The organism is Micromonospora sp. RL09-050-HVF-A (genome assembly GCF_019374995.1).
GTDB lineage: Bacteria > Actinomycetota > Actinomycetes > Mycobacteriales > Micromonosporaceae > Micromonospora > Micromonospora antibiotica.
The window spans coordinates 952,019-969,490 of the sequence record NZ_JAGKQP010000002.1 but is presented as its reverse complement, the minus strand read 5'-3'; the positions used below and the strand labels follow the sequence as shown (position 1 = coordinate 969,490).

General features: G+C 70.8%; 17 protein-coding genes, 1 pseudogene and 1 riboswitch. Of the genes and pseudogenes, 17 read left to right on the top strand and 1 reads right to left on the bottom strand.

All coding sequences use genetic code 11. The annotated features are described in order from the left end of the window. Positions 1-208 precede the first annotated feature (208 nt). From J7462_RS04550 to gcvP, 16 genes and pseudogenes are all read left to right on the top strand, one after another. Entirely contained in the window at positions 209-1,384 is a 1,176-nt protein-coding gene (locus J7462_RS04550; protein ID WP_219462071.1) for a PP2C family protein-serine/threonine phosphatase, read from the top strand. Between the two features lie 47 nt (positions 1,385-1,431). Then, on the top strand, positions 1,432-1,899 hold the full coding sequence (locus tag J7462_RS04545) for a MarR family transcriptional regulator (RefSeq protein WP_208565900.1): 468 nt from the start codon (positions 1,432-1,434) through the stop codon (positions 1,897-1,899). Between the two features lie 275 nt (positions 1,900-2,174). Next, positions 2,175-2,806, top strand: a pseudogene (locus tag J7462_RS04540) (CDP-alcohol phosphatidyltransferase family protein). Further along, the gene (locus J7462_RS04535) at positions 2,803-3,753 is read left to right on the top strand and encodes a DUF881 domain-containing protein (RefSeq protein WP_219462070.1); all 951 of its coding nucleotides are present in this window, start codon (positions 2,803-2,805) and stop codon (positions 3,751-3,753) included. The pseudogene J7462_RS04540 and the gene J7462_RS04535 overlap by 4 nt, the downstream one beginning before the upstream one ends. Next, positions 3,750-4,082, top strand: a complete 333-nt coding sequence (locus tag J7462_RS04530) for a small basic family protein (protein ID WP_067311500.1) — start codon at positions 3,750-3,752, stop codon at positions 4,080-4,082. The genes J7462_RS04535 and J7462_RS04530 overlap by 4 nt, the downstream gene beginning before the upstream one ends. A gap of 9 nt (positions 4,083-4,091) precedes the next feature. Next, positions 4,092-5,057 carry a DUF881 domain-containing protein gene (locus J7462_RS04525; protein WP_219462069.1) on the top strand — a complete coding sequence of 322 codons (966 nt, stop codon included), beginning with the start codon at positions 4,092-4,094 and terminating at the stop codon, positions 5,055-5,057. A 56-nt stretch (positions 5,058-5,113) separates the two neighbouring features. Then, on the top strand, positions 5,114-5,494 hold the full coding sequence (gcvH, locus tag J7462_RS04520) for a glycine cleavage system protein GcvH (RefSeq protein WP_208565904.1): 381 nt from the start codon (positions 5,114-5,116) through the stop codon (positions 5,492-5,494). 220 nt (positions 5,495-5,714) lie between these two features. Further along, positions 5,715-6,167, top strand: coding sequence for an FHA domain-containing protein (locus J7462_RS04515; RefSeq protein ID WP_067311506.1), 453 nt, complete (start codon positions 5,715-5,717; stop codon positions 6,165-6,167). A 50-nt stretch (positions 6,168-6,217) separates the two neighbouring features. Beyond that, a complete protein-coding gene (locus J7462_RS04510; protein WP_208566438.1) occupies positions 6,218-6,913 on the top strand; it encodes a MerR family transcriptional regulator in 696 nt (231 codons plus the stop codon). A gap of 181 nt (positions 6,914-7,094) precedes the next feature. Continuing rightward, a complete protein-coding gene (locus tag J7462_RS04505) occupies positions 7,095-7,559 on the top strand; it encodes a bifunctional nuclease family protein (protein ID WP_088647333.1) in 465 nt (154 codons plus the stop codon). A gap of 165 nt (positions 7,560-7,724) precedes the next feature. Continuing rightward, positions 7,725-8,336 carry a MerR family transcriptional regulator gene (locus J7462_RS04500; RefSeq protein WP_208565905.1) on the top strand — a complete coding sequence of 204 codons (612 nt, stop codon included), beginning with the start codon at positions 7,725-7,727 and terminating at the stop codon, positions 8,334-8,336. 344 nt (positions 8,337-8,680) lie between these two features. Continuing rightward, the gene (locus J7462_RS04495) at positions 8,681-9,925 is read left to right on the top strand and encodes a nitric oxide synthase oxygenase (RefSeq protein WP_374197560.1); all 1,245 of its coding nucleotides are present in this window, start codon (positions 8,681-8,683) and stop codon (positions 9,923-9,925) included. Positions 9,926-9,927: 2 nt separating this feature from the next. After that, the gene (locus J7462_RS04490; RefSeq protein ID WP_219462067.1) at positions 9,928-11,157 is read left to right on the top strand and encodes a globin domain-containing protein; all 1,230 of its coding nucleotides are present in this window, start codon (positions 9,928-9,930) and stop codon (positions 11,155-11,157) included. Next, positions 11,154-11,792, top strand: a complete 639-nt coding sequence (locus tag J7462_RS04485; protein ID WP_219462066.1) for a hypothetical protein — start codon at positions 11,154-11,156, stop codon at positions 11,790-11,792. Before J7462_RS04490 ends, J7462_RS04485 begins: the two co-directional genes overlap by 4 nt. Before the next feature lie 49 nt (positions 11,793-11,841). Next, positions 11,842-12,741, top strand: a complete 900-nt coding sequence (locus tag J7462_RS04480; protein ID WP_308290744.1) for an NAD-dependent protein deacetylase — start codon at positions 11,842-11,844, stop codon at positions 12,739-12,741. A 78-nt stretch (positions 12,742-12,819) separates the two neighbouring features. Next, positions 12,820-12,917, top strand: a riboswitch (glycine riboswitch). A 79-nt stretch (positions 12,918-12,996) separates the two neighbouring features. Further along, a complete protein-coding gene (gene gcvP / locus J7462_RS04475) occupies positions 12,997-15,819 on the top strand; it encodes an aminomethyl-transferring glycine dehydrogenase (protein ID WP_219462064.1) in 2,823 nt (940 codons plus the stop codon). A gap of 116 nt (positions 15,820-15,935) precedes the next feature. Here gcvP and J7462_RS04470 read toward each other — a convergent pair whose 3' ends face one another. Continuing rightward, positions 15,936-16,136 (bottom strand): DUF5999 family protein, encoded by a 201-nt coding sequence (locus J7462_RS04470; protein ID WP_067311530.1) that lies wholly within the window; start codon positions 16,134-16,136, stop codon positions 15,936-15,938. Positions 16,137-16,259: 123 nt separating this feature from the next. Here J7462_RS04470 and J7462_RS04465 point away from each other — a divergent pair, with 123 nt between their 5' ends. Continuing rightward, positions 16,260-17,453, top strand: coding sequence for a chorismate-binding protein (locus J7462_RS04465; protein ID WP_219462063.1), 1,194 nt, complete (start codon positions 16,260-16,262; stop codon positions 17,451-17,453). Positions 17,454-17,472 lie beyond the last annotated feature (19 nt).

The window sequence follows — 17,472 nt, the reverse complement described above, 5'->3', positions numbered from 1 at the left end:
GGTCGGCGGGGCGGAAACCGCCGACCCCGACCCGGCCGGTACGGCTGTCGGCGTCGGTCGGGTCGGGTCGGGTCGGGTCGAAGGAGGGTGTCGTCGGTTGCGGTGCGGCGGTGCGGGGGGCGGTCCCAGCCGTGGTGACCCCGGTCGGAACGGGGCCGATCGCTCCGTATGATGCTTGCCCTGTAGCAAGAATCTCGGAGGGACGATCATGTCGGATGCGCTCGCAGCGATGTCGCGTGCGCTACGTGAGGCTCCACCCGACCAGGTGGTGGAGGCCGTCGACCGGGCCCTCCGGTCCGCCCTCGACGCGGTGCGGGTCGACGTGTTCCTGGCCGACTACCGGATCAGTGGGCTGTGGTCGGTGCTCGACCCGGAGCTGTCCGCCGGGTCCCTCAGCGGCCAGGGCGCGGCGCAACGCTGCTTCAGCGGCCAGCGACCGGTGCTCGACCCGCACGACGGCGGGCCCTTGCGGGTGTGGGCGCCGCTGACCGCGTGGGGGGAACGCCTGGGGGTGTTCCTGGTCGAGCTGGCCGGTGGTCCGGACCACCCGACCGTGGACCTGATCGCCGACCTGGCCGTCGACCTGGCCACCACGTTGCGGGCCGCCGACCGGGAGACCGACCGCTACCGGCGTACGCGGCGTCGGGAGCGGCTGAGCATGGCCGCCGAGATGCAGTGGGAGCTGTTGCCTGGGCGCAGCGTCACCAACGAGGCGTTCCTGCTGGCCGGGCAGCTCGAACCGGCGTACTCGGTGGGTGGCGACCACTTCGACTGGTCGGTCGACCCGGGGCGGCTCACCCTCACCGTCCTCAACGGGGCCGGGACCGGGTTGGCCGCCGCGATGCTCACCGCGCTCACGGTCAACGCCATCCGCAACGCGAGACGCTCGGGCGGTGGTCTGGTGGAGCAGGCCGAACTGGCCTCGGACACCCTGTTCTACCAGCATCGCGGGCAGCGGCACGTGGCGACGTTGCTGCTGTCGGTGGACACCGCCACCGGTCGCGCGCGGGCGGTCGACGCCGGTTCGCCGCGGGTGCTGCGGCTGCGGGGGAGCGCCATCGAACGGATCACCCTGGAGCCGCAGCTGCCGTTGGGCATGTTCGCCGAGACCCGCTACACGGTCCAGGAGTTCGACCTGCTGCCCGGTGACCGGCTCTTCGTGGTCAGCGACGGCGTGTACGACGCGCAGCCGGGCGGCCAGGAGGCATACGGTGAGCGGGCCATGGCCCGGTCGATGCGGTCGACGCGGCTGCAACCGGCGACGGAGGCGGTCGGTACGGTGATGCGCGAGCTGTTCGCATATCATGCCGACACTGATCTCCGTGACGACGCCGTCGTCGTGTGCCTGGACTGGTGCGGTCCGGGCGGGTGGCGCGCTCGGTGATCGGTCGTCAGCGACACACGACAGCGGAGAATCGCAGGGGACAGCGGGTGGATCGACCTCCGGATCTTGCTGCGGCGATCGATGCCGCCGCCGAGGCGCTCGTCGGTGTGCTCGACTCGGCCACTTCCCGTCACCAGGTGGCGGTTCCGCCGACCCAGCTGCGGGTGCTGGCGTTGATCAGGGAGCGGCCGGAGACGAACGTCAACGGGTTGGCCGAGCTGCTGGACGTGGTGCCGTCGTCGGCCAGCCGGCTCTGTGACCGGCTGGAGGCCACCGGCCTGCTGCGTCGCACCCCGGACCCCCGGGACCGGCGGGAGGTGCGGCTGGTCCTGACCGCCGCGGCGGTCACCCTGTTGGCCGAGGTCCGGGAGCGCCGGCACCGGGCGGTGCAGGCGGTGCTGGACCGGATGCCGGCGCGGGCCCAGCACGAACTGCTGTTGGCGCTGGTGGCCTTCGGTCAGGCGGCTGCCTCGGGCACGCCGCCCCAGACCGACACGGCCGTGCGTACCGCCTGAGGGCGGACCGCGTTCCCCTATTATCCTAGGATGCCTTAGCGGTGGTGACGCAGCACACGACAGACCACGTCGCCGACAGCGAACGCGTCGTACCGAAAGGCCACAACGAGCCCGATATAGTGGCTGCCGGCCCGGGGTGTCGACCACCGCGGGCCGCATCAGGGGGAGGTCCCGGCCGGGATCACCGAGACGCCGGCACCCGCCGGCCCGGTAGCGCACGACTGATCGCGGCACCCGTGCGGGGTGCCGCGGATCGTGCTGCGGAGGGAGGTTCGGTGTCACGTCGGCCGGCTCGGGCAGAGCATCCGGGTGCACCGGGTGGGGCAGACCGGGTGATGACCCTGCCGAACCTGATCAGCTTCGTCCGGCTGCTCGGCGTACCCCTGTTTCTGTGGCTGTTCCTGGTCGTGGAGGCGGACGTCGCGGCGATCGTGGTGCTCGCCCTCGGCGGCACCTCCGACTGGGTGGACGGGTGGATCGCGCGTCGGCTCGGGCAGGTCAGCCGGCTGGGCGAGCTGCTCGACCCGCTCGCCGACCGGCTCTACATCCTCGCCACCCTGCTCGCCTTCACCGCCCGGGAGGTGGTGCCGTGGCAGTTCACCGCGGCGCTGCTGGCCCGGGAGCTGCTGCTGCTCGGTTCACTGGCGGTGCTGCGCCGCTACGGCTACGGCCCGCCGCCGGTGCACTACGTCGGCAAGACCGCCACCTTCCTGCTGCTGGCCGCCTTCCCGCTGCTGCTCGTCGCGTCGGTGACCACGTCGGTGACGGCGACGACCGTCGGGGCGATCGGCTGGGGGCGGCCTGGTGGGGGCTGGTGCTGTACTGGGTGGCCGGGGCGATGTACGTGATGCAGGCGACCCAGCTGGTCCGGGCGGCACGGTCGGGTCCCGGGGGAGCTGCCGCGTGAGCGCGCCACAGGACGGGTCGAAGCCCCCGGTCCGGTTGTTCACCCCGGACTTCCTCACCGAGCTGTTCCAGAATCCGTTGGATCCGGGCTACGCCGACGCGGCGGCCCGTCGGCGGGAGGCGCCGCCGACGGCCGGTTGGCGGGGTGGCTCGGCGCGGGTGGTGGCGATCGTGGTGGTCGTCGCGGTGGGTTTCCTGTTCGCGGTGGCCTACCGGGAGACGATGGCCGACGAGCCGAGTCGCAGTCAGGCGCGGGCCGCGTTGATCGCGCAGATCAAGCAGCGGGAGGCGGAGACCGACGCGATGACCGTGCGGGCGGCGCGGTTGCGGGAGGAGGTCGGTCGGCAGCGCGACGCGGCGTTGAGTGGTTCGCAGGCGGCCCGGTTGCGCAACCTGGAGGCGGGGACCGGTCTCGGTCGGGTGCGTGGTGACGGGGTGGTGGTGCGGTTGGCCGACGCGCCGTCGCAGGACGACGGGGCGGTGGGCGGTGACTCGGGGGCCGGACCGTCCCGGGTGATCTACTCGGATCTGCAGAAGGTCGCCAACGATCTGTGGGCCGCGGGTGCGGAGGCGATCGCGATCAACGGTCAGCGGTTGACGGCGACGTCGACGATCCGGTCGGCGGGCGCGGCGATCCTGGTGGACTTCCGTCCGGTGACCAGCCCGTACGAGGTTTCGGCGATCGGGCCGAAGGCGTTGCGGGACCGGTTCGACGACAGCCGTTCGGCGTATCTGATGCGTCGGGTGGCCCGGGACACGGGGTTGTCGTTCGAGGTGCGCCGGGCGGACGACCTCACGCTGCCGTCCGCTCCGGAGCCGCGGCTACGCTACGCGCGGCCGTCGGTGAGTCCGAGTCCGTCGTCGACGGGTTCGGGTGCTGTTCGTTCGTCCGGTGCCGGGTCGTCCGGTCCGGGTTCGTCTTCCCGCCCTTCCGGAGGTGTCCGATGATCGCGGTGCTGGCGTTGCTCGCCGGTGTGGTGCTGGGGATCTATCTTGATCCGACGGTGCCTGCGGCGTTGCAGCCGTACCTGCCGATCGCGGTGGTGGCCGCGCTCGACGCCGTGTTCGGTGGGGTGCGGGCGAAGTTGGACCGGATCTTCGACGACAAGCAGTTCGTGGTGTCGTTCATCTCGAACGTGCTGGTGGCCGGGTTGATCGTGTATCTGGGTGACCAGTTGGGGGTGGGGGGTCAGTTGTCCACGGGTGTGGTGGTCGTGTTGGGGGTGCGGATCTTCGGCAATGTGGCGGCGATCCGCCGGCACCTGTTCCGGGCGTAGGTTGGTGACGTGAGCGACGAGCATCGGGAGACGGGTACCGGGTGGCCGCAGCCGGAGGCGGGTCGTCCGGCGGTTGGCCCGGATCCGCGTCCGGACGCGCCGGATGCGGACGAGGTGAGTTCGCTGGTGCCGGACGAGGGTGGCCCGGGGTCCGGTGACGACGGCGGCGAGACGGTGAACCTGGCGCAGGTGGCGTCGTCCGGGGCGCGGCCGGTGGAGTCCGGGCCGGTGTCGTCGGCGGCGGAGCCCGTGGAGTCGGCGTCGTCGCGGATGCCGGGTCGGAAGGTGTCGTCGGCGGGGGTGATGATCGCGGCGTTGCTGGCGTTGTTGGGGTTCACGTTGGTGGTGCAGTTGAAGACCACGTCGACGGATCCGACCCTGGCGGCGACCCGGCAGGAGGACCTGGTGCGGATCTTCTCGGATCTGGATTCCCGGGAGAAGCGTCTGCAGCAGGACATCGAGGGCCTGGAGGACAGCCAGCGGCAGTTGCGGTCGGGGGAGCAGGGTCGGCAGGCGGCGTTGGAGGAGGCGACGAAGCGGGCCGACGAGATGGGCATCCTGGCGGGTACGTTGCCGGCGCGGGGGCCGGGGTTGGCGGTGCGGTTCGAGCCGGGTGGCAAGCCCATCCGGGCGGACCGGGTGTTGGATGCGGTGCAGGAGTTGCGGGGTGCGGGTGCGGAGGCGATGCAGATCTCGGGTGGGGATCGGGCGACGATGCGGATCATCGCCTCGACGTACTTCCTGGACGGGTCGGGGGATGCGTTGGTGGTGGACGGGCGGACGTTGACGGGTCCGTTCACGATCACGGTGATCGGTGATCCGGAGACGATGCGTACCGCGTTGAACATTCCGGGCGGGGTGGCCGCATCGGTTCGCGGTGACGGCGGTAACGTGAGCGTCGAGGATCGTGAGGTTGCCGAGGTTTCGGCGCTGCACGCGCCGTTGAAGCTGGAACACGCCCGTCCGGTCTCCTGAGGCCGGCGCGGCCGCGCCGGGTGGTCCCGGTGCACCGATGGATGAGGGACGCGCTGGTGATTCCTGAGGATCTGCGTTACACCGCCGAGCACGAGTGGGTGGTGGGTGCCGAGGGTGGCACCGTCCGGGTCGGTATCACCCAGTTCGCGCAGGATGCGTTGGGTGACATCGTGTTCGTGCAGTTGCCGGACTCCGGTGTGGTGGTGGAGGCCGGTGAGTCGTTGGGTGAGATCGAGTCGACCAAGAGTGTGTCGGAGCTCTACGCGCCGGTGAGCGGGACGGTGTCGGCGCGTAACGAGGCGTTGGGTGACTCTCCTGAGGTGATCAACTCGGATCCGTACGGTGCGGGTTGGTTGGTGGAGATCGTGCCGGCGGATCCGGCGGCGGTGGATGGTTTGTTGACCGCTGACGCGTACCGTGAGCTCACCGAGAGCTGATTGGTGTCGTGCCGGGCGTGGGTGATGTTTGCCGCGCGTCCGGTTGCCCTGCATTTCGGCGCTGGCTAGGCTCGCCCAGTCGACCGAGAACCCCAAATGGTTGAGTGTTGGGTGATTGCCTTCCTGGGCACGGGGAGCCAGCCGCCGGGTGTGTGATCTGCCCGGCGGCCATACCCGCCGTTATCCTGATGCTGACCGAACTGATCCGTGAGGTGGTCCCATGACGCGCCCAGGCGACGAGTTCCCCCCGCTCGACGTCACTTCGACGCTCAATCTCGGTTCGCTGGACGAAGTGCTGGAGGGTCCGGACACCGATGTGGTGCCGAGTCGGATGTCCGGCTCGTTGCCGCCGGGGATGGCGCTGCTGGTGGTTCGTCGGGGTCCGAATGCGGGTGCCCGGTTCCTGTTGGACCATGATGTGACGACGAGTGGCCGGCATCCGGACAGTGACATCTTCCTGGACGATGTGACGGTGTCGCGGCGGCATGCTGAGTTCCATCGGGATTCGGGGACGTTCACGGTGCGGGACGTGGGGAGCCTGAACGGCACCTACGTGAACCGGGAACGGGTCGAGGCGGCCACGTTGAGCAATGGTGACGAGGTGCAGATCGGTAAGTTCCGGGTGGTGTTCATCGCCGGTCCTCGCCCGGAGGAGGAGGCCGGCCGGGGGTGAACGAGCCTGCGGCCTCCATGCCGTCCGGGGCGGCCCGGTCACACCCGCTGATGAGTATCGGTGAGGTGCTGGGTCAGCTGCGGGTGGAGTTTCCGGACGTCACGATTTCCAAGTTGCGGTTCCTTGAGGCCGAGGGCCTGGTGGAGCCGCAGCGGACGGCGGCGGGTTACCGGAAGTACAGCTGGGACGATGTGGCCCGGTTGCGTTTCGTGTTGACGGCGCAGCGGGATCAGTTTCTGCCGTTGCGGGTGATCCGTGAGCAGTTGGCGCAGTGGGACGGTGGTGACGAGACGCCGGGCCGGCAGCGGCCGACGTTGGTGGCGGTGGGTCCCGGTGGTGAGGTGCCGGGCCGGTCGGTGGAGGAGCCTGAGTCGCAGGTGCGGCTCGGGCGGGCCGATCTGGTGGCGCGTAGTGGGATCGCCGAGTCGACGTTGGGTGAGTTGGAGCGGCTGGGTGTGTTGGTGCCGGATCCGCCGGGGTGGTACGACGCGGATGCGTTGATCATCGCGCGGGCGGTGGCGGGTCTGGCGGCGTACGGGTTGGAGCCTCGGCATCTGCGGGGTTACCGGTCGTCGGCGGATCGTGAGGTGGGTTTGTTCGCGCAGTTGGTGGCGCCGTTGGCGCGGCAGTCGGATCCGGCGGCGCGGGCGCGGGCGGCGGAGACGGCACGTGAGTTGGTGGCGTTGTCGCAGCAGTTGCATGCGGCGTTGGTGCGGGTGGGGTTGCGGTCGACGTTGGGTCGGTGACCCGGTTCGGTGGTGTGCGCGGAAGGTTCTGCCCCGGGAAGCGTGTCGTAGGCTTGCCGGGGTAACCCCTTTTCTGGCGCGGTGCGGGTGCTGGTGCGGATGGGACGGCCGTGTCGAGGTCCGTGTACCGTGCAGGGACAGGCGCGGTGCGGGTGTAGGTGACAACGACACGGAGGCGGCGGTGCGCGAGCTGAGCGTGGTCGGGGTTCGGGTGGAGCTGCCCAGCAACCAGCCGATCGTCCTGCTCAGGGAAGTCGAGGGCGACCGCTATCTGCCGATCTGGATCGGTGCGGTCGAGGCCACGGCTATCGCTTATGAGCAGCAGGGGGTCAAACCGGCCCGGCCGTTGACGCATGATTTGTTGCGGGACGTGCTGGCGGCGTTGCAGGCGCCGTTGCGGGCGGTGGAGATCACCGAGTTGAAGGAGAACGTCTTCTACGCTGATCTGTTGCTGGGTGACGGGGTGCGGGTGTCGGCCCGGCCGAGTGATTCGATCGCGTTGGCGTTGCGGGTGGGTGCGCCTATTCGTTGTGCGGAGCAGGTCCTCAGTGAGGCGGGGATCGTGATTCCCGACGAGCAGGAGGACGAGGTGGAGAAGTTCCGGGAGTTCCTGGAGCAGGTGCGTCCGGAGGATTTCGCCGGTTGAGGCCGGGTCGTCGTGGTGGCGGCGTCGGTGTGTGGTGTGTCGTCGCGCGGCGTGTCGCGGCGGTTTCTCCGTGGTAACCCCTTGGTGCGGCGTTAGGGTTGCCGTGTCGAGGGGTGGGCGTCGGCGTAGTCGACGTGGTGCCGCACTGACGGGGAGGTTGTCGGGATGCACGAGCCACGGGAGCCTGAGCCAGGCGTGGAGCGGGGCGGGTCGGGCGCGGTGTCGTCGTCGCTGGAGGGCGACGGTGCGGTCGGGTACCGGGGTGTGACGGCCTGTTCGGCGGTGGGGATCAGTTACCGCCAGCTGGACTACTGGGCGCGGACGACGTTGGTGGTGCCGAGTGTCCGGGACGCGTCGGGTTCGGGTACGTCGCGGTTGTATTCGTTTCGGGACCTGGTGGTGTTGAAGGTCGTCAAGCGGTTGTTGGATGCCGGGGTGTCCCTGCAGAACATCCGGAAGGCGATCGAGGCGTTGCGGTCGCGTGGGGTGGAGGACCTGGCGGGGATCACGCTGATCTCGGACGGGACGACGGTGTACGAGTGCCGGTCTCCGGAGGAGGTGGTGGACCTGTTGCAGGGTGGCCAGGGGGTGTTCGGTATCGCGATCGGTGGGGCGTTCAAGGAGATCCAGGGGTCGTTGTCGCATCTGCCGGCGGAGCCGGCGGTGGCCGGGGGTGGGGAGTCCGTGTCGGCTGCGGGTGGTGTCGCGCAGGGGTCGTCGTCGGAGGTGGTGGGTGACGAGTTGGCGGCGCGTCGGGCGCGGCGGCGGGCGGGGTGATTCGTGGTGTCGTCGACGCCGCGGCCGGGGTTCCGGTCGCGGCGTTTTGTTGTGTGGGTGGTGGGGTGTCGTATCGATGTGGCTCGTGACCTGGGTGGTGGGGTGGGCGGGTGGGGTCCATGGTGGATGTTCCCGGGTGGAGTCGGGTTTGTTGACAGCGGTGGTTCGGCCGTGAATCCTGTCCAGGGCGATCACCAGAGAACATCGATCGGTCACGGTGAGTGACGGTTGGTGGTGGCGTCGGGTTGATGCGTGGAGCATGGTGCGGGGGTCGCATCCGTGGTCCCGCCGAGGACGGGAAACGAACCACAGTGCACATTGATCACTATGTCGGCGTGGGTGCCGTGCGGGCCGGTGGTGTCGTCGCCGGTCACGATGCCGGGTCGCGGTGTCCGGTCTCCGCTGTGTCGCCGCCGGGTGTCGCGGTCCACTCCGGTGGGGAGGTGGTGGCGGAGGCGACGGAGTTCCTGGAGGCGTTGCACGCCGAGCGGCAGCTGCCGGGGTTGGCGGCGCGGTTGGCGGAGGTGCGCGAGGAGATCGCGTTGACCGGTTCGTACCGGCACACCCGGGAGGAGTTGGTGTACGGGGCGCGGGTGGCGTGGCGGCAGTCGGCGCGGTGTGTGGGGCGGGTGCGGTGGGCGGGGTTGCGGGTGCGGGACCGTCGGCACGTGACGACGGCGGCGGGTATCGCCGGGGAGTTGTCGGCGCATCTGGCGGCGGGGGACAACGGGGGTCGGATCCAGTCGGTGATCACGGTTTTCGCGCCGGACCGGCCCGGGGTGGGTCCGCGGGCGCGGATCTGGAACGACCAGTTGGTCCGTTACTGCGGTCATCTGCGGGACGACGGTGTGGTGGTGGGTGATCCGGCGCAGGTGGCGATGGTGCGGGCGGCTCGCCGGTTGGGGTGGCGGCCGCCGCCGGTGCCGGGGCGGTTCGACCTGTTGCCGTGGGTGATCGAGACGGCGCACGAGTCGCCGTCGGTGTGGCAGGTGCCGCGGGAGTTGGTGCGGGAGGTGGTGTTGACCCATCCGGACCATCCGTGGTTCGCGGATCTGATGCTGCGTTGGCATGCGCTGCCGGTGATCAGTAACATGCGTCTGCGTATCGGCGGGGTCGACTACAGTTGCGCGCCGTTCAACGGTCACTATCTGGGTGATGAGATCGGGACCCGGAACATGGGTGACCGGCAGCGGTATGACCAGTTGCCGGTGGTGGCGGCGGGGTTGGGGTTGGACACGTCGCGGGAGGACACTCTGTGGCGGGAGCATGCGGCGTTGGTGTTGAACCAGGCGGTGTTGCACTCGTTCCGGGAGGCGGGGGTGCGGGTGTCCGATCCGCACACCGAGTCGGAGTTGTTCATGAAGTTCTGTGCGCAGGAGGAGCGGGCGGGTCGTCCGGTGCACGGTGACTGGTCGTGGCTCAACGGGAGTGTGGGGTGGGCGGCGTTGCACGCGGTGCACCACCGCTACTACGACACCCGGGTCCCGAATCCGAATCTTTGGCAGACTGACCGCGCCTACGACCCGGATGGTGTGGTGGAGATGACGTTGCGTGAGCGTCATGACGTGGCTCGCGCGCAGGAGGACTGAGGATGGACAACGCGGCGTTGCGCCAGAGTTGGAGCCAGTTCTCCGCTGCCGGCCCGGAGGCGGCGAAGTATTTCTATGCCACGTTGTTCGTGGTGGCGCCGGAGGCGCGGTCGATGTTCCCGACGAACATGCAGTATCAGGAGGACAAGCTCCTGGCGGCGTTGGGGCACATCATCACCAGTTTGGACGATCCGGGGGCGTTGTCGGCGTTCGCGCAGCGGTTGGGTGCCGACCATCGGCGGTTCCATGGTCAGGACCAGCGGGGTAATCCGGTGGTGTTGGCGGAGCGGCACTACATCTGGGTGGGTCAGGCGTTGCTGGCGACGTTGGAGCGGTTCCTGGGCCCGTACTTCACGCCGGCGTTGCGGGCGCAGTGGGCGGCGGCGTACGAGTTGGTGGCGAAGCTGATGCTCGATGGTGCGGCGGAGGCGGAACGGACGTCGCCGCCGCACTGGGAGGCGGAGGTGTTGACGGCGGAGCGGCGCCGCGCCGACATCATGGTGTTCACGGTGCGTCCGAACTACCTGTGCAGCTACCGGCCGGGGCAGTCGTTGCCGGTGCAGGTGCCGCAGTTGCGGACGTGGAGGTACCTGTCGCCGGCGAACGCGCCGCGTGCGGACGGGACGATCGAGTTCCATGTGCGGGCGGCGGGCCGGTTCTCCACGCATCTGGTGCGCCGGTTGCGGGCGGGTGACCGGTTGTTGTTGGGGCATCCGACGGGGACGGCGTTGTCGTCGTTCGACCGGTCGCCGCACCTGCCGTTGTTGTTGATCGCGGGGGGTACGGGGTTGGCGCCGTTGCGGGCGGTGGTGGAGGCGGTGCAGCAGGGTGCGGGGCGGCGCACGACGCTGGTGGTGGGTGGGCGTACCCCGGACGACCTGTATGACGAGGTGGCGGTGTCGCGGTTGGCGGCGTTGTCGCCGGCGGCGGGGTGGCCGCATGGGGGGACGGGGTGGTTGCGGTACGTGCCGACGGTGGAGACGGGTTGGGGTTGGCAGGGGGCGATCGGTCGGGCCGGTGACACGGCGGTGCGGTTGGGGCCGTGGGCGGACACGGAGATCCTGGTGTGTGGCAGTCCGGAGATGACCCGGGAGACGGTGGCGATCCTGGCGCGTTCGGGTGTGGATCCGGAGCAGGTCCTGACGGAAAGCTATGATCATTCCCTCTATCCGCCGCTCGCCGAGGCCGGTGCCGGTGCTCCGCGTGACTTCAGTGGGACGGGTGCCCGATGAGCGTGGACCACTCCGATCGGCTCGGCGCGGAGGAGGGTGAGATCGCCCGCCAGTTGTCGGTGTTGGAGGAGCGGCGGTTCCGGGGCAGTCACTGGTTGTCCGCTGATGAGGTCGCGGCGTTGGTCCGGTCGGCGGATGACCGGATCGGGTTGTTGACGGCGGAGTTGGAGCGGCAGCGGCGGGAGAACCAGGGGCTGCTGAGTCAGGTGGAGATGCTGCGGCACGGGACGTTGCCGAGTAACGCGCCGCAGGGCCCGGATCCGATGACTGTCGAGTTGGCGATGCGGGCGCAGGACGAGGCGAACCGGACGATCGGTGAGGCCAGCGCGGAGGGCGCGGAGATCATCGCGGATGCGCGGCGGCAGGCTGAGGAGATCGTCGCTGACGCGCACCGGCGGGCCGGTGAGGTGGGTGGGGCGGGGCCGCCGGCCGGTGGGGGTCCGTCGCCGGAGTTGGCGGGGAAGTTGCAGGCGTTGGAGGAGCGGCACGCGGCGGCGTTGGCGGCGGTTGCGGCGGCGCAGCAGCAGCTGAACCGGTGGCAGTCGTATCTGGCGGCGCAGTCGGAGCAGCTGCGGGCGGATGCGGCGGCGGCGGGTGGGGCGAGCGCCCAGCTGCGGGCGGTCCTGGGCGGCTGAGTGGACCCGCAGGGTCGCCGGGGTGCGGCGGCTGAGGCAGCATGGACGGGTGACGGAGACGATCGACGCGTTGGCGGGCCTGGTCGCCGCTGGTGGGGTCGTGGTGTTGAGTGGGGCCGGGTTGTCCACGGAGTCGGGTATTCCCGACTACCGGGGGCCGACGGGTGTGGCCCGCCGGCATCCGCCCATGACGTATCAGGCGTTCACCCGGGAGCCGGCGGCCCGGCGGCGGTACTGGGCGCGTAGTCACCTGGGGTGGCGGATGGTCGCGCGGGCGTCGCCGAACGACGGGCATCGGGCGGTGGCCCGGTTGCAGGCCGCCGGTCTGGTCGACGGGGTGATCACCCAGAACGTCGATGGTCTGCACACGGCGGCGGGTAGCACCGGGGTGGTGGATCTGCATGGCCGCCTGGACACGGTGGTGTGTCTGGGGTGTGGTGACCGCACGTCGCGGGAGGAGCTGGATCGGCGGTTGGTGGCGGCGAACCCGGGGTTCGACGCGACGGTCGCGGTGGTGAATCCGGATGGTGACGTGGAACTCGACGATGAGCGGGTGGCCGCGTTCCGGTTGGTCGACTGCACGCGTTGTGGTGCGGGGATGCTGAAACCGGACGTGGTGTTCTTCGGGGAGACGGTGCCCGCCGACCGGGTGTCGCGGTGTTTCGCGATGGTCGACGCGGCCCGGTCGTTGCTGGTGCTGGGGTCGTCGTTGACGGTGTGGTCGGGGCGGCGGTTCGTGTTGCGGGCGGCGAAACTGGGCACGGCGGTGGTGATCGCCAATCAGGGTGTCACCCGGGGTGACGGGTATGCGGCGCTGCGGGTGGATGCCCCGTTGGGGTGGGTGTTGCCGCAGGTGGTGCAGCGGGTGGTGGCGGGCGCGGACCGCGCTGCGGGTGACGGGGTCGGCGGGTCCGCCCCGGTGGTGGCGGTCACGCCCGTGGCGGGTTGATCTCCGCCCGGTGGGGTCGACCCGGGGGGTACGACATCCGCCGGTAACGGTGGCGCTGGTAGCGTTGACCATGCCGACACCACCCACGCGGGAGAGATCGCCCAGCAGTATCCGGGCGGCGCCGAAGGGGCAGATTCTCCCCGGAACCTCTCAGGCAGAAGGACCGCGACGGGCAGGCACTGTGGAGCGCCGTGCGGCGTGACTCAGGGGGAGGCCGATCCGTCGACCTCGCCCCGTGGAGTCTGGAGCGCACGCATGACCGCAGAACAGTTCGCCGACCGGCACATCGGTCCCGGCCCGGATGACGAGCGCCGCATGTTGGACGTCGTCGGGCACGGCTCGATCGACGAGCTGATGGACGCGGCGATTCCCGAGGTGATCCGGTGGCACGGCACCCTGGATCTGCCGGCGCCGGCCACGGAGCGGGAGGCGATCGCCGAGCTGCGCGCGTTGGCGTCCCGCAACACGGTCGCGGTGTCGATGATCGGCCTGGGTTACCACGGCACCCACACCCCGGCGGTGATCCGCCGCAACGTGTTGGAGAACCCGGCCTGGTACACGGCGTACACCCCGTACCAGCCGGAGATCAGTCAGGGCCGGTTGGAGGCGCTGCTGAACTTCCAGACGATGGTGACGGACCTGACGGGGTTGGCGACGGCGAACGCGTCGATGCTCGACGAGGCGACGGCGGCGGCGGAGGCGATGACGCTGGCGCGGCGGGCGTCGAAGAGCCGCAGCACGGTGTACGTGGTGGACGCGGACGCGTTGCCGCAGACCGTGGCGGTGCTCGCGGGTCGGGCCGAGCCGCTCGGTATCGAGGTGCGGGTGGTGGACCTGGCCGTGGAGGAGTTGCCGGCGGAGTTCTTCGGTCTGCACCTGCAGTACCCGGGGGCGTCGGGTGCGGTGCGTGACCATGCGCCGCTGGTCGATGCGGCGCACGCGGTGGGGGCGTTGGTGACGGTGGCGGCGGACCTGTTGGCGTTGACGGTGCTGCGGGCGCCGGGGCGCATCGGGGTGGACATCGCGGCGGGCACCACGCAGCGGTTCGGGGTGCCGATGGGTTTCGGTGGGCCGCACGCCGGTTACCTGGCGGTGCGGGCCGGGTTGGAGCGGATGCTGCCGGGTCGGCTGGTCGGGGTGTCCCGGGACGCGGCCGGTGAGCCGGCGTACCGGTTGGCGTTGCAGACGCGGGAGCAGCACATCCGGCGGGAGAAGGCGACCAGCAACATCTGCACCGCGCAGGTGTTGCTGGCGGTGATGGCCGGCATGTACGCCGTGTACCACGGGCCGGACGGGTTGCGGCGGATCGCCGACCGGACCCGGGGGATGGCGTTGCGGTTGGCGGCGGGGTTGCGCGCCGGTGGCGTCGAGGTCGTCGACGGGGTGTTCTTCGACACGGTAACGGCGGTGGTGCCGGGTGGGGCGGCGCGGGTGGTGGCGGCGGCGCGGGAGCGGGGGGTGAACCTGCGGCTGGTCGACGCCGACCGGGTGGGGGTGTCGTGTGACGAGACGACCACCGGGGCGCACCTGGCGGTGGTGTGGGAGGCGTTCGGGGTGGATCCGGTCGTCGGTGACGTGGAGGTGGCGTTGCCGGCGGGGTTGGCGCGGGACACCGACTTCCTGTCCCATCCGGTGTTCCGCAGTCACCATTCGGAGACGGCGATGCTGCGGTACCTGCGCCGGTTGGCGGACTTCGACTACGCCCTGGACCGGGGCATGATCCCGTTGGGGTCGTGCACGATGAAGCTGAACGCGACCACCGAGATGGAGCCGGTGACGTGGCCGGAGTTCGCGCATCTGCACCCGTTCGCCCCGGATGAGCAGACCGCCGGTTACCGGGAGCTGATCGGGCAGTTGGAGGGGTGGCTGGCGGAGGTCACCGGGTACGACGCGGTCAGTGTGCAGCCCAACGCCGGGTCGCAGGGGGAGTTGGCGGGGTTGTTGGCGATCCGCGCCTACCACCGGGACCGGGGTGACACCCACCGGGACGTGTGTCTGATCCCGTCGTCGGCGCACGGCACGAACGCCGCGTCGGCGGTGATGGCCGGGATGCGGGTGGTGGTGGTCGCCTGTGACGCCGATGGCAACGTCGACCTGGTCGACCTCGACGCGAAGATCGACAAGCATCGGGACGCTCTCGCGGCGATCATGGTGACGTACCCGTCGACGCACGGGGTGTACGAGACGGGCATCGCGTCGTTGTGCGCGAAGGTCCACGACGCCGGTGGTCAGGTGTACGTCGACGGGGCGAACCTCAACGCGTTGGTCGGGTTCGCCAAGCCGGGCCGGTTCGGGGCGGACGTGTCGCACCTGAACCTGCACAAGACGTTCTGCATTCCGCACGGTGGGGGTGGGCCGGGGGTGGGTCCGGTGGCGGTGCGGTCGCACCTGGCGGCGTACCTGCCGGGGGACCCGTCGGGTGCCCGGGTGCAGGGGGCGCCGGCGATCTCGGCGGCCCGGTACGGGTCGGCGGGGATCCTGCCGATCCCGTGGGCGTACCTGCGGATGATGGGCGCGGCGGGGCTGGCCCGGGCGACGGGGGTGGCGGTGCTGGCGGCGAACTACGTGGCGGTGCGGCTGCGGGAGCACTTCCCGGTGCTGTACGCCGGCAACAAGGGCCTGGTGGCGCACGAGTGCATCCTGGACCTGCGTCCGCTGTCGAAGGCGACCGGGGTCAGTGTCGACGACGTCGCGAAGCGGCTGATCGACTACGGGTTCCACGCGCCGACGATGTCGTTCCCGGTGGCGGGGACGCTGATGGTGGAGCCGACCGAGAGTGAGGACCTGGCCGAGTTGGACCGGTTCTGCGACGCGATGATCGCGATCCGGGCGGAGATCGACCAGGTGGCGTCGGGACAGTGGCCGGCCGGGGACAATCCGCTGGCCAACGCTCCGCACACCGCGGCGATGGTGTCGGCCGACGAGTGGCCGCATCCGTATCCGCGGTCGGTGGGGGCGTACCCGGGTGGGGTGGACCGGGCGGGGAAGTACTGGCCGCCGGTGCGGCGGGTCGACGGCGCGTACGGCGACCGGAACCTGATGTGTTCGTGCCCGGCGCCGGAGGCGTTCGAGGGTTGAGGCGCGGTGCCGGGGCGGCGGACGTGCCGCCCCGGTGCGGCGACCGGGGAGGGCGGCCCCTGTCGGGGGGCCAGCCTGCGATGATGTGGCTGGTGACGCCGACGGACCGTGATCGGTCAGGCGACGAGGGCGTGCCGGGCCGGCCCGCGGTGCGGGGCGATGGTGCTGCCGTCGGGAAGGAGTTCACCGGTGTCCTCGAAGACGATGACACCGTTGCAGAGCAGGCTCCAGCCCTGCTCAGGGAAGCAGGCGATGACCCGGGCGGCGTCCCGGTCGGTCGCTTCGGCGGAAGGGCAGGTGATCTGGTGCTGACACATCGGGTTCTCCGGACTGTGGGGGCACTGTGTCATGGTTCACATGACCAGTGACGCACAGTACCAAGGGACAGCGCACCGGATCGAGCAGCCTTCGGTCATGTTGCCCCGAAATCCGCTGAACGGATGAGCAGGAATGGGCCACCTGGCGTGGAAACGCTCCCAACGGTGCCGGTCGACGTACCGGGGGTGCCGGCGCGGTGCCGCAGCGTGCTCGTCGAACGTGACCGCTTCGAGTGGCGGATCACCGACGGTGGTGACCCGGCCGCGCAGATCGCCGGTTTCCTCGCCGCGCACGGCCTGCCGGTCGACGACCTGACCCGCCCGGCGACCCACCGCACCGACGGCCCCTGCGGCGCCGCCCTGTTCGTCTCCGCCGCCGCCGGCGCCCGGATGGTCGGCGCACCCACCGGCGCGGCCAGCCCGGCACCGGACCTGCCCGACGTCGCCGTCGTCGTCTACGACCACGGCACCCGCCGCCCGCCCCCGACCGGGCCGGTGCCGGGGCACCTGCGGGTCGGCCCCTGGCGGGACAGCTGGACCCCCGGGCAGCACGCCGACGCGGTGCGCACCGTCCGGGCCGCCATCGGCCGCGGCGACGTCTACCAGGTCAACGTCGTCGGCCACGCCGCCGCCACCTACACCGGTGACCCGCGGCCCGCGCTGGCCCGCCTCGCCGGCCTGCCCGGCGCCCGCTACGGCGGCACCCTGCACGGCGACCGTTGGACGATCGGCTGTGCCTCACCGGAGACCCTCGTCGCCGTGCACGCCGGCCGGGTCGTCACCCGCCCGATCAAGGGCACCCGCCCGGCCACCGCCGCCGGCCGCCGCGAGCTGCTCGCCTCCGCCAAGGAACGCGCCGAACACGTCATGATCGTCGACCTGGAACGCAACGACCTGGCCCGGATCGCCCGCACCGGTTCGGTGACCGTCGACGACCTGTTCACCGTGCGCCGCTGGTGCGACCTGTGGCAGGCCGAGTCGACCGTGTCCGCGGCCCTCGCCGACGGGATCGGCCTGGCTGACCTGCTGCGCGCCACCTGCCCCGGCGGGTCGGTCACCGGCGCCCCGAAACACGCCGCGCTGGCGTTGGTCGCCGCCGTCGAACCCGTCGGCCGGGGCGCCGGCATGGGCGGGTTCGGCTGGATCGGCCCCGACCACCTCGACCTGGGCCTGACCATCCGCACCGCCGCCGCCGACACCGACCGGTTGCACCTGTGGGCCGGCGGCGGCATCACCTGGGACAGTGACCCCGACGCCGAGGTCGCCGAGGCCGCCGCCAAGGCCGCCCCGGTGCGTGCCCTGCTCGCCGCCGACTGACCACCGCACCGGCCGCTAT

What these genes read in the sequence shown, in the direction of transcription:
- J7462_RS04550 (WP_219462071.1), top strand. Translation starts at nt 209, where the DNA reads ATGTCGGATGCGCTCGCAGCGATGTCGCGTGCGCTACGTGAGGCTCCA.
- J7462_RS04530 (WP_067311500.1), top strand. Translation starts at nt 3,750, where the DNA reads ATGATCGCGGTGCTGGCGTTGCTCGCCGGTGTGGTGCTGGGGATCTAT.
- J7462_RS04515 (WP_067311506.1), top strand. Translation starts at nt 5,715, where the DNA reads ATGACGCGCCCAGGCGACGAGTTCCCCCCGCTCGACGTCACTTCGACG.
- J7462_RS04510 (WP_208566438.1), top strand. Translation starts at nt 6,218, where the DNA reads ATGAGTATCGGTGAGGTGCTGGGTCAGCTGCGGGTGGAGTTTCCGGAC.
- J7462_RS04500 (WP_208565905.1), top strand. Translation starts at nt 7,725, where the DNA reads ATGCACGAGCCACGGGAGCCTGAGCCAGGCGTGGAGCGGGGCGGGTCG.
- J7462_RS04490 (WP_219462067.1), top strand. Translation starts at nt 9,928, where the DNA reads ATGGACAACGCGGCGTTGCGCCAGAGTTGGAGCCAGTTCTCCGCTGCC.
- J7462_RS04485 (WP_219462066.1), top strand. Translation starts at nt 11,154, where the DNA reads ATGAGCGTGGACCACTCCGATCGGCTCGGCGCGGAGGAGGGTGAGATC.
- gcvP (WP_219462064.1), top strand. Translation starts at nt 12,997, where the DNA reads ATGACCGCAGAACAGTTCGCCGACCGGCACATCGGTCCCGGCCCGGAT.
- J7462_RS04470 (WP_067311530.1), bottom strand. Translation starts at nt 16,136, where the DNA reads ATGTGTCAGCACCAGATCACCTGCCCTTCCGCCGAAGCGACCGACCGG.
- J7462_RS04465 (WP_219462063.1), top strand. Translation starts at nt 16,260, where the DNA reads ATGAGCAGGAATGGGCCACCTGGCGTGGAAACGCTCCCAACGGTGCCG.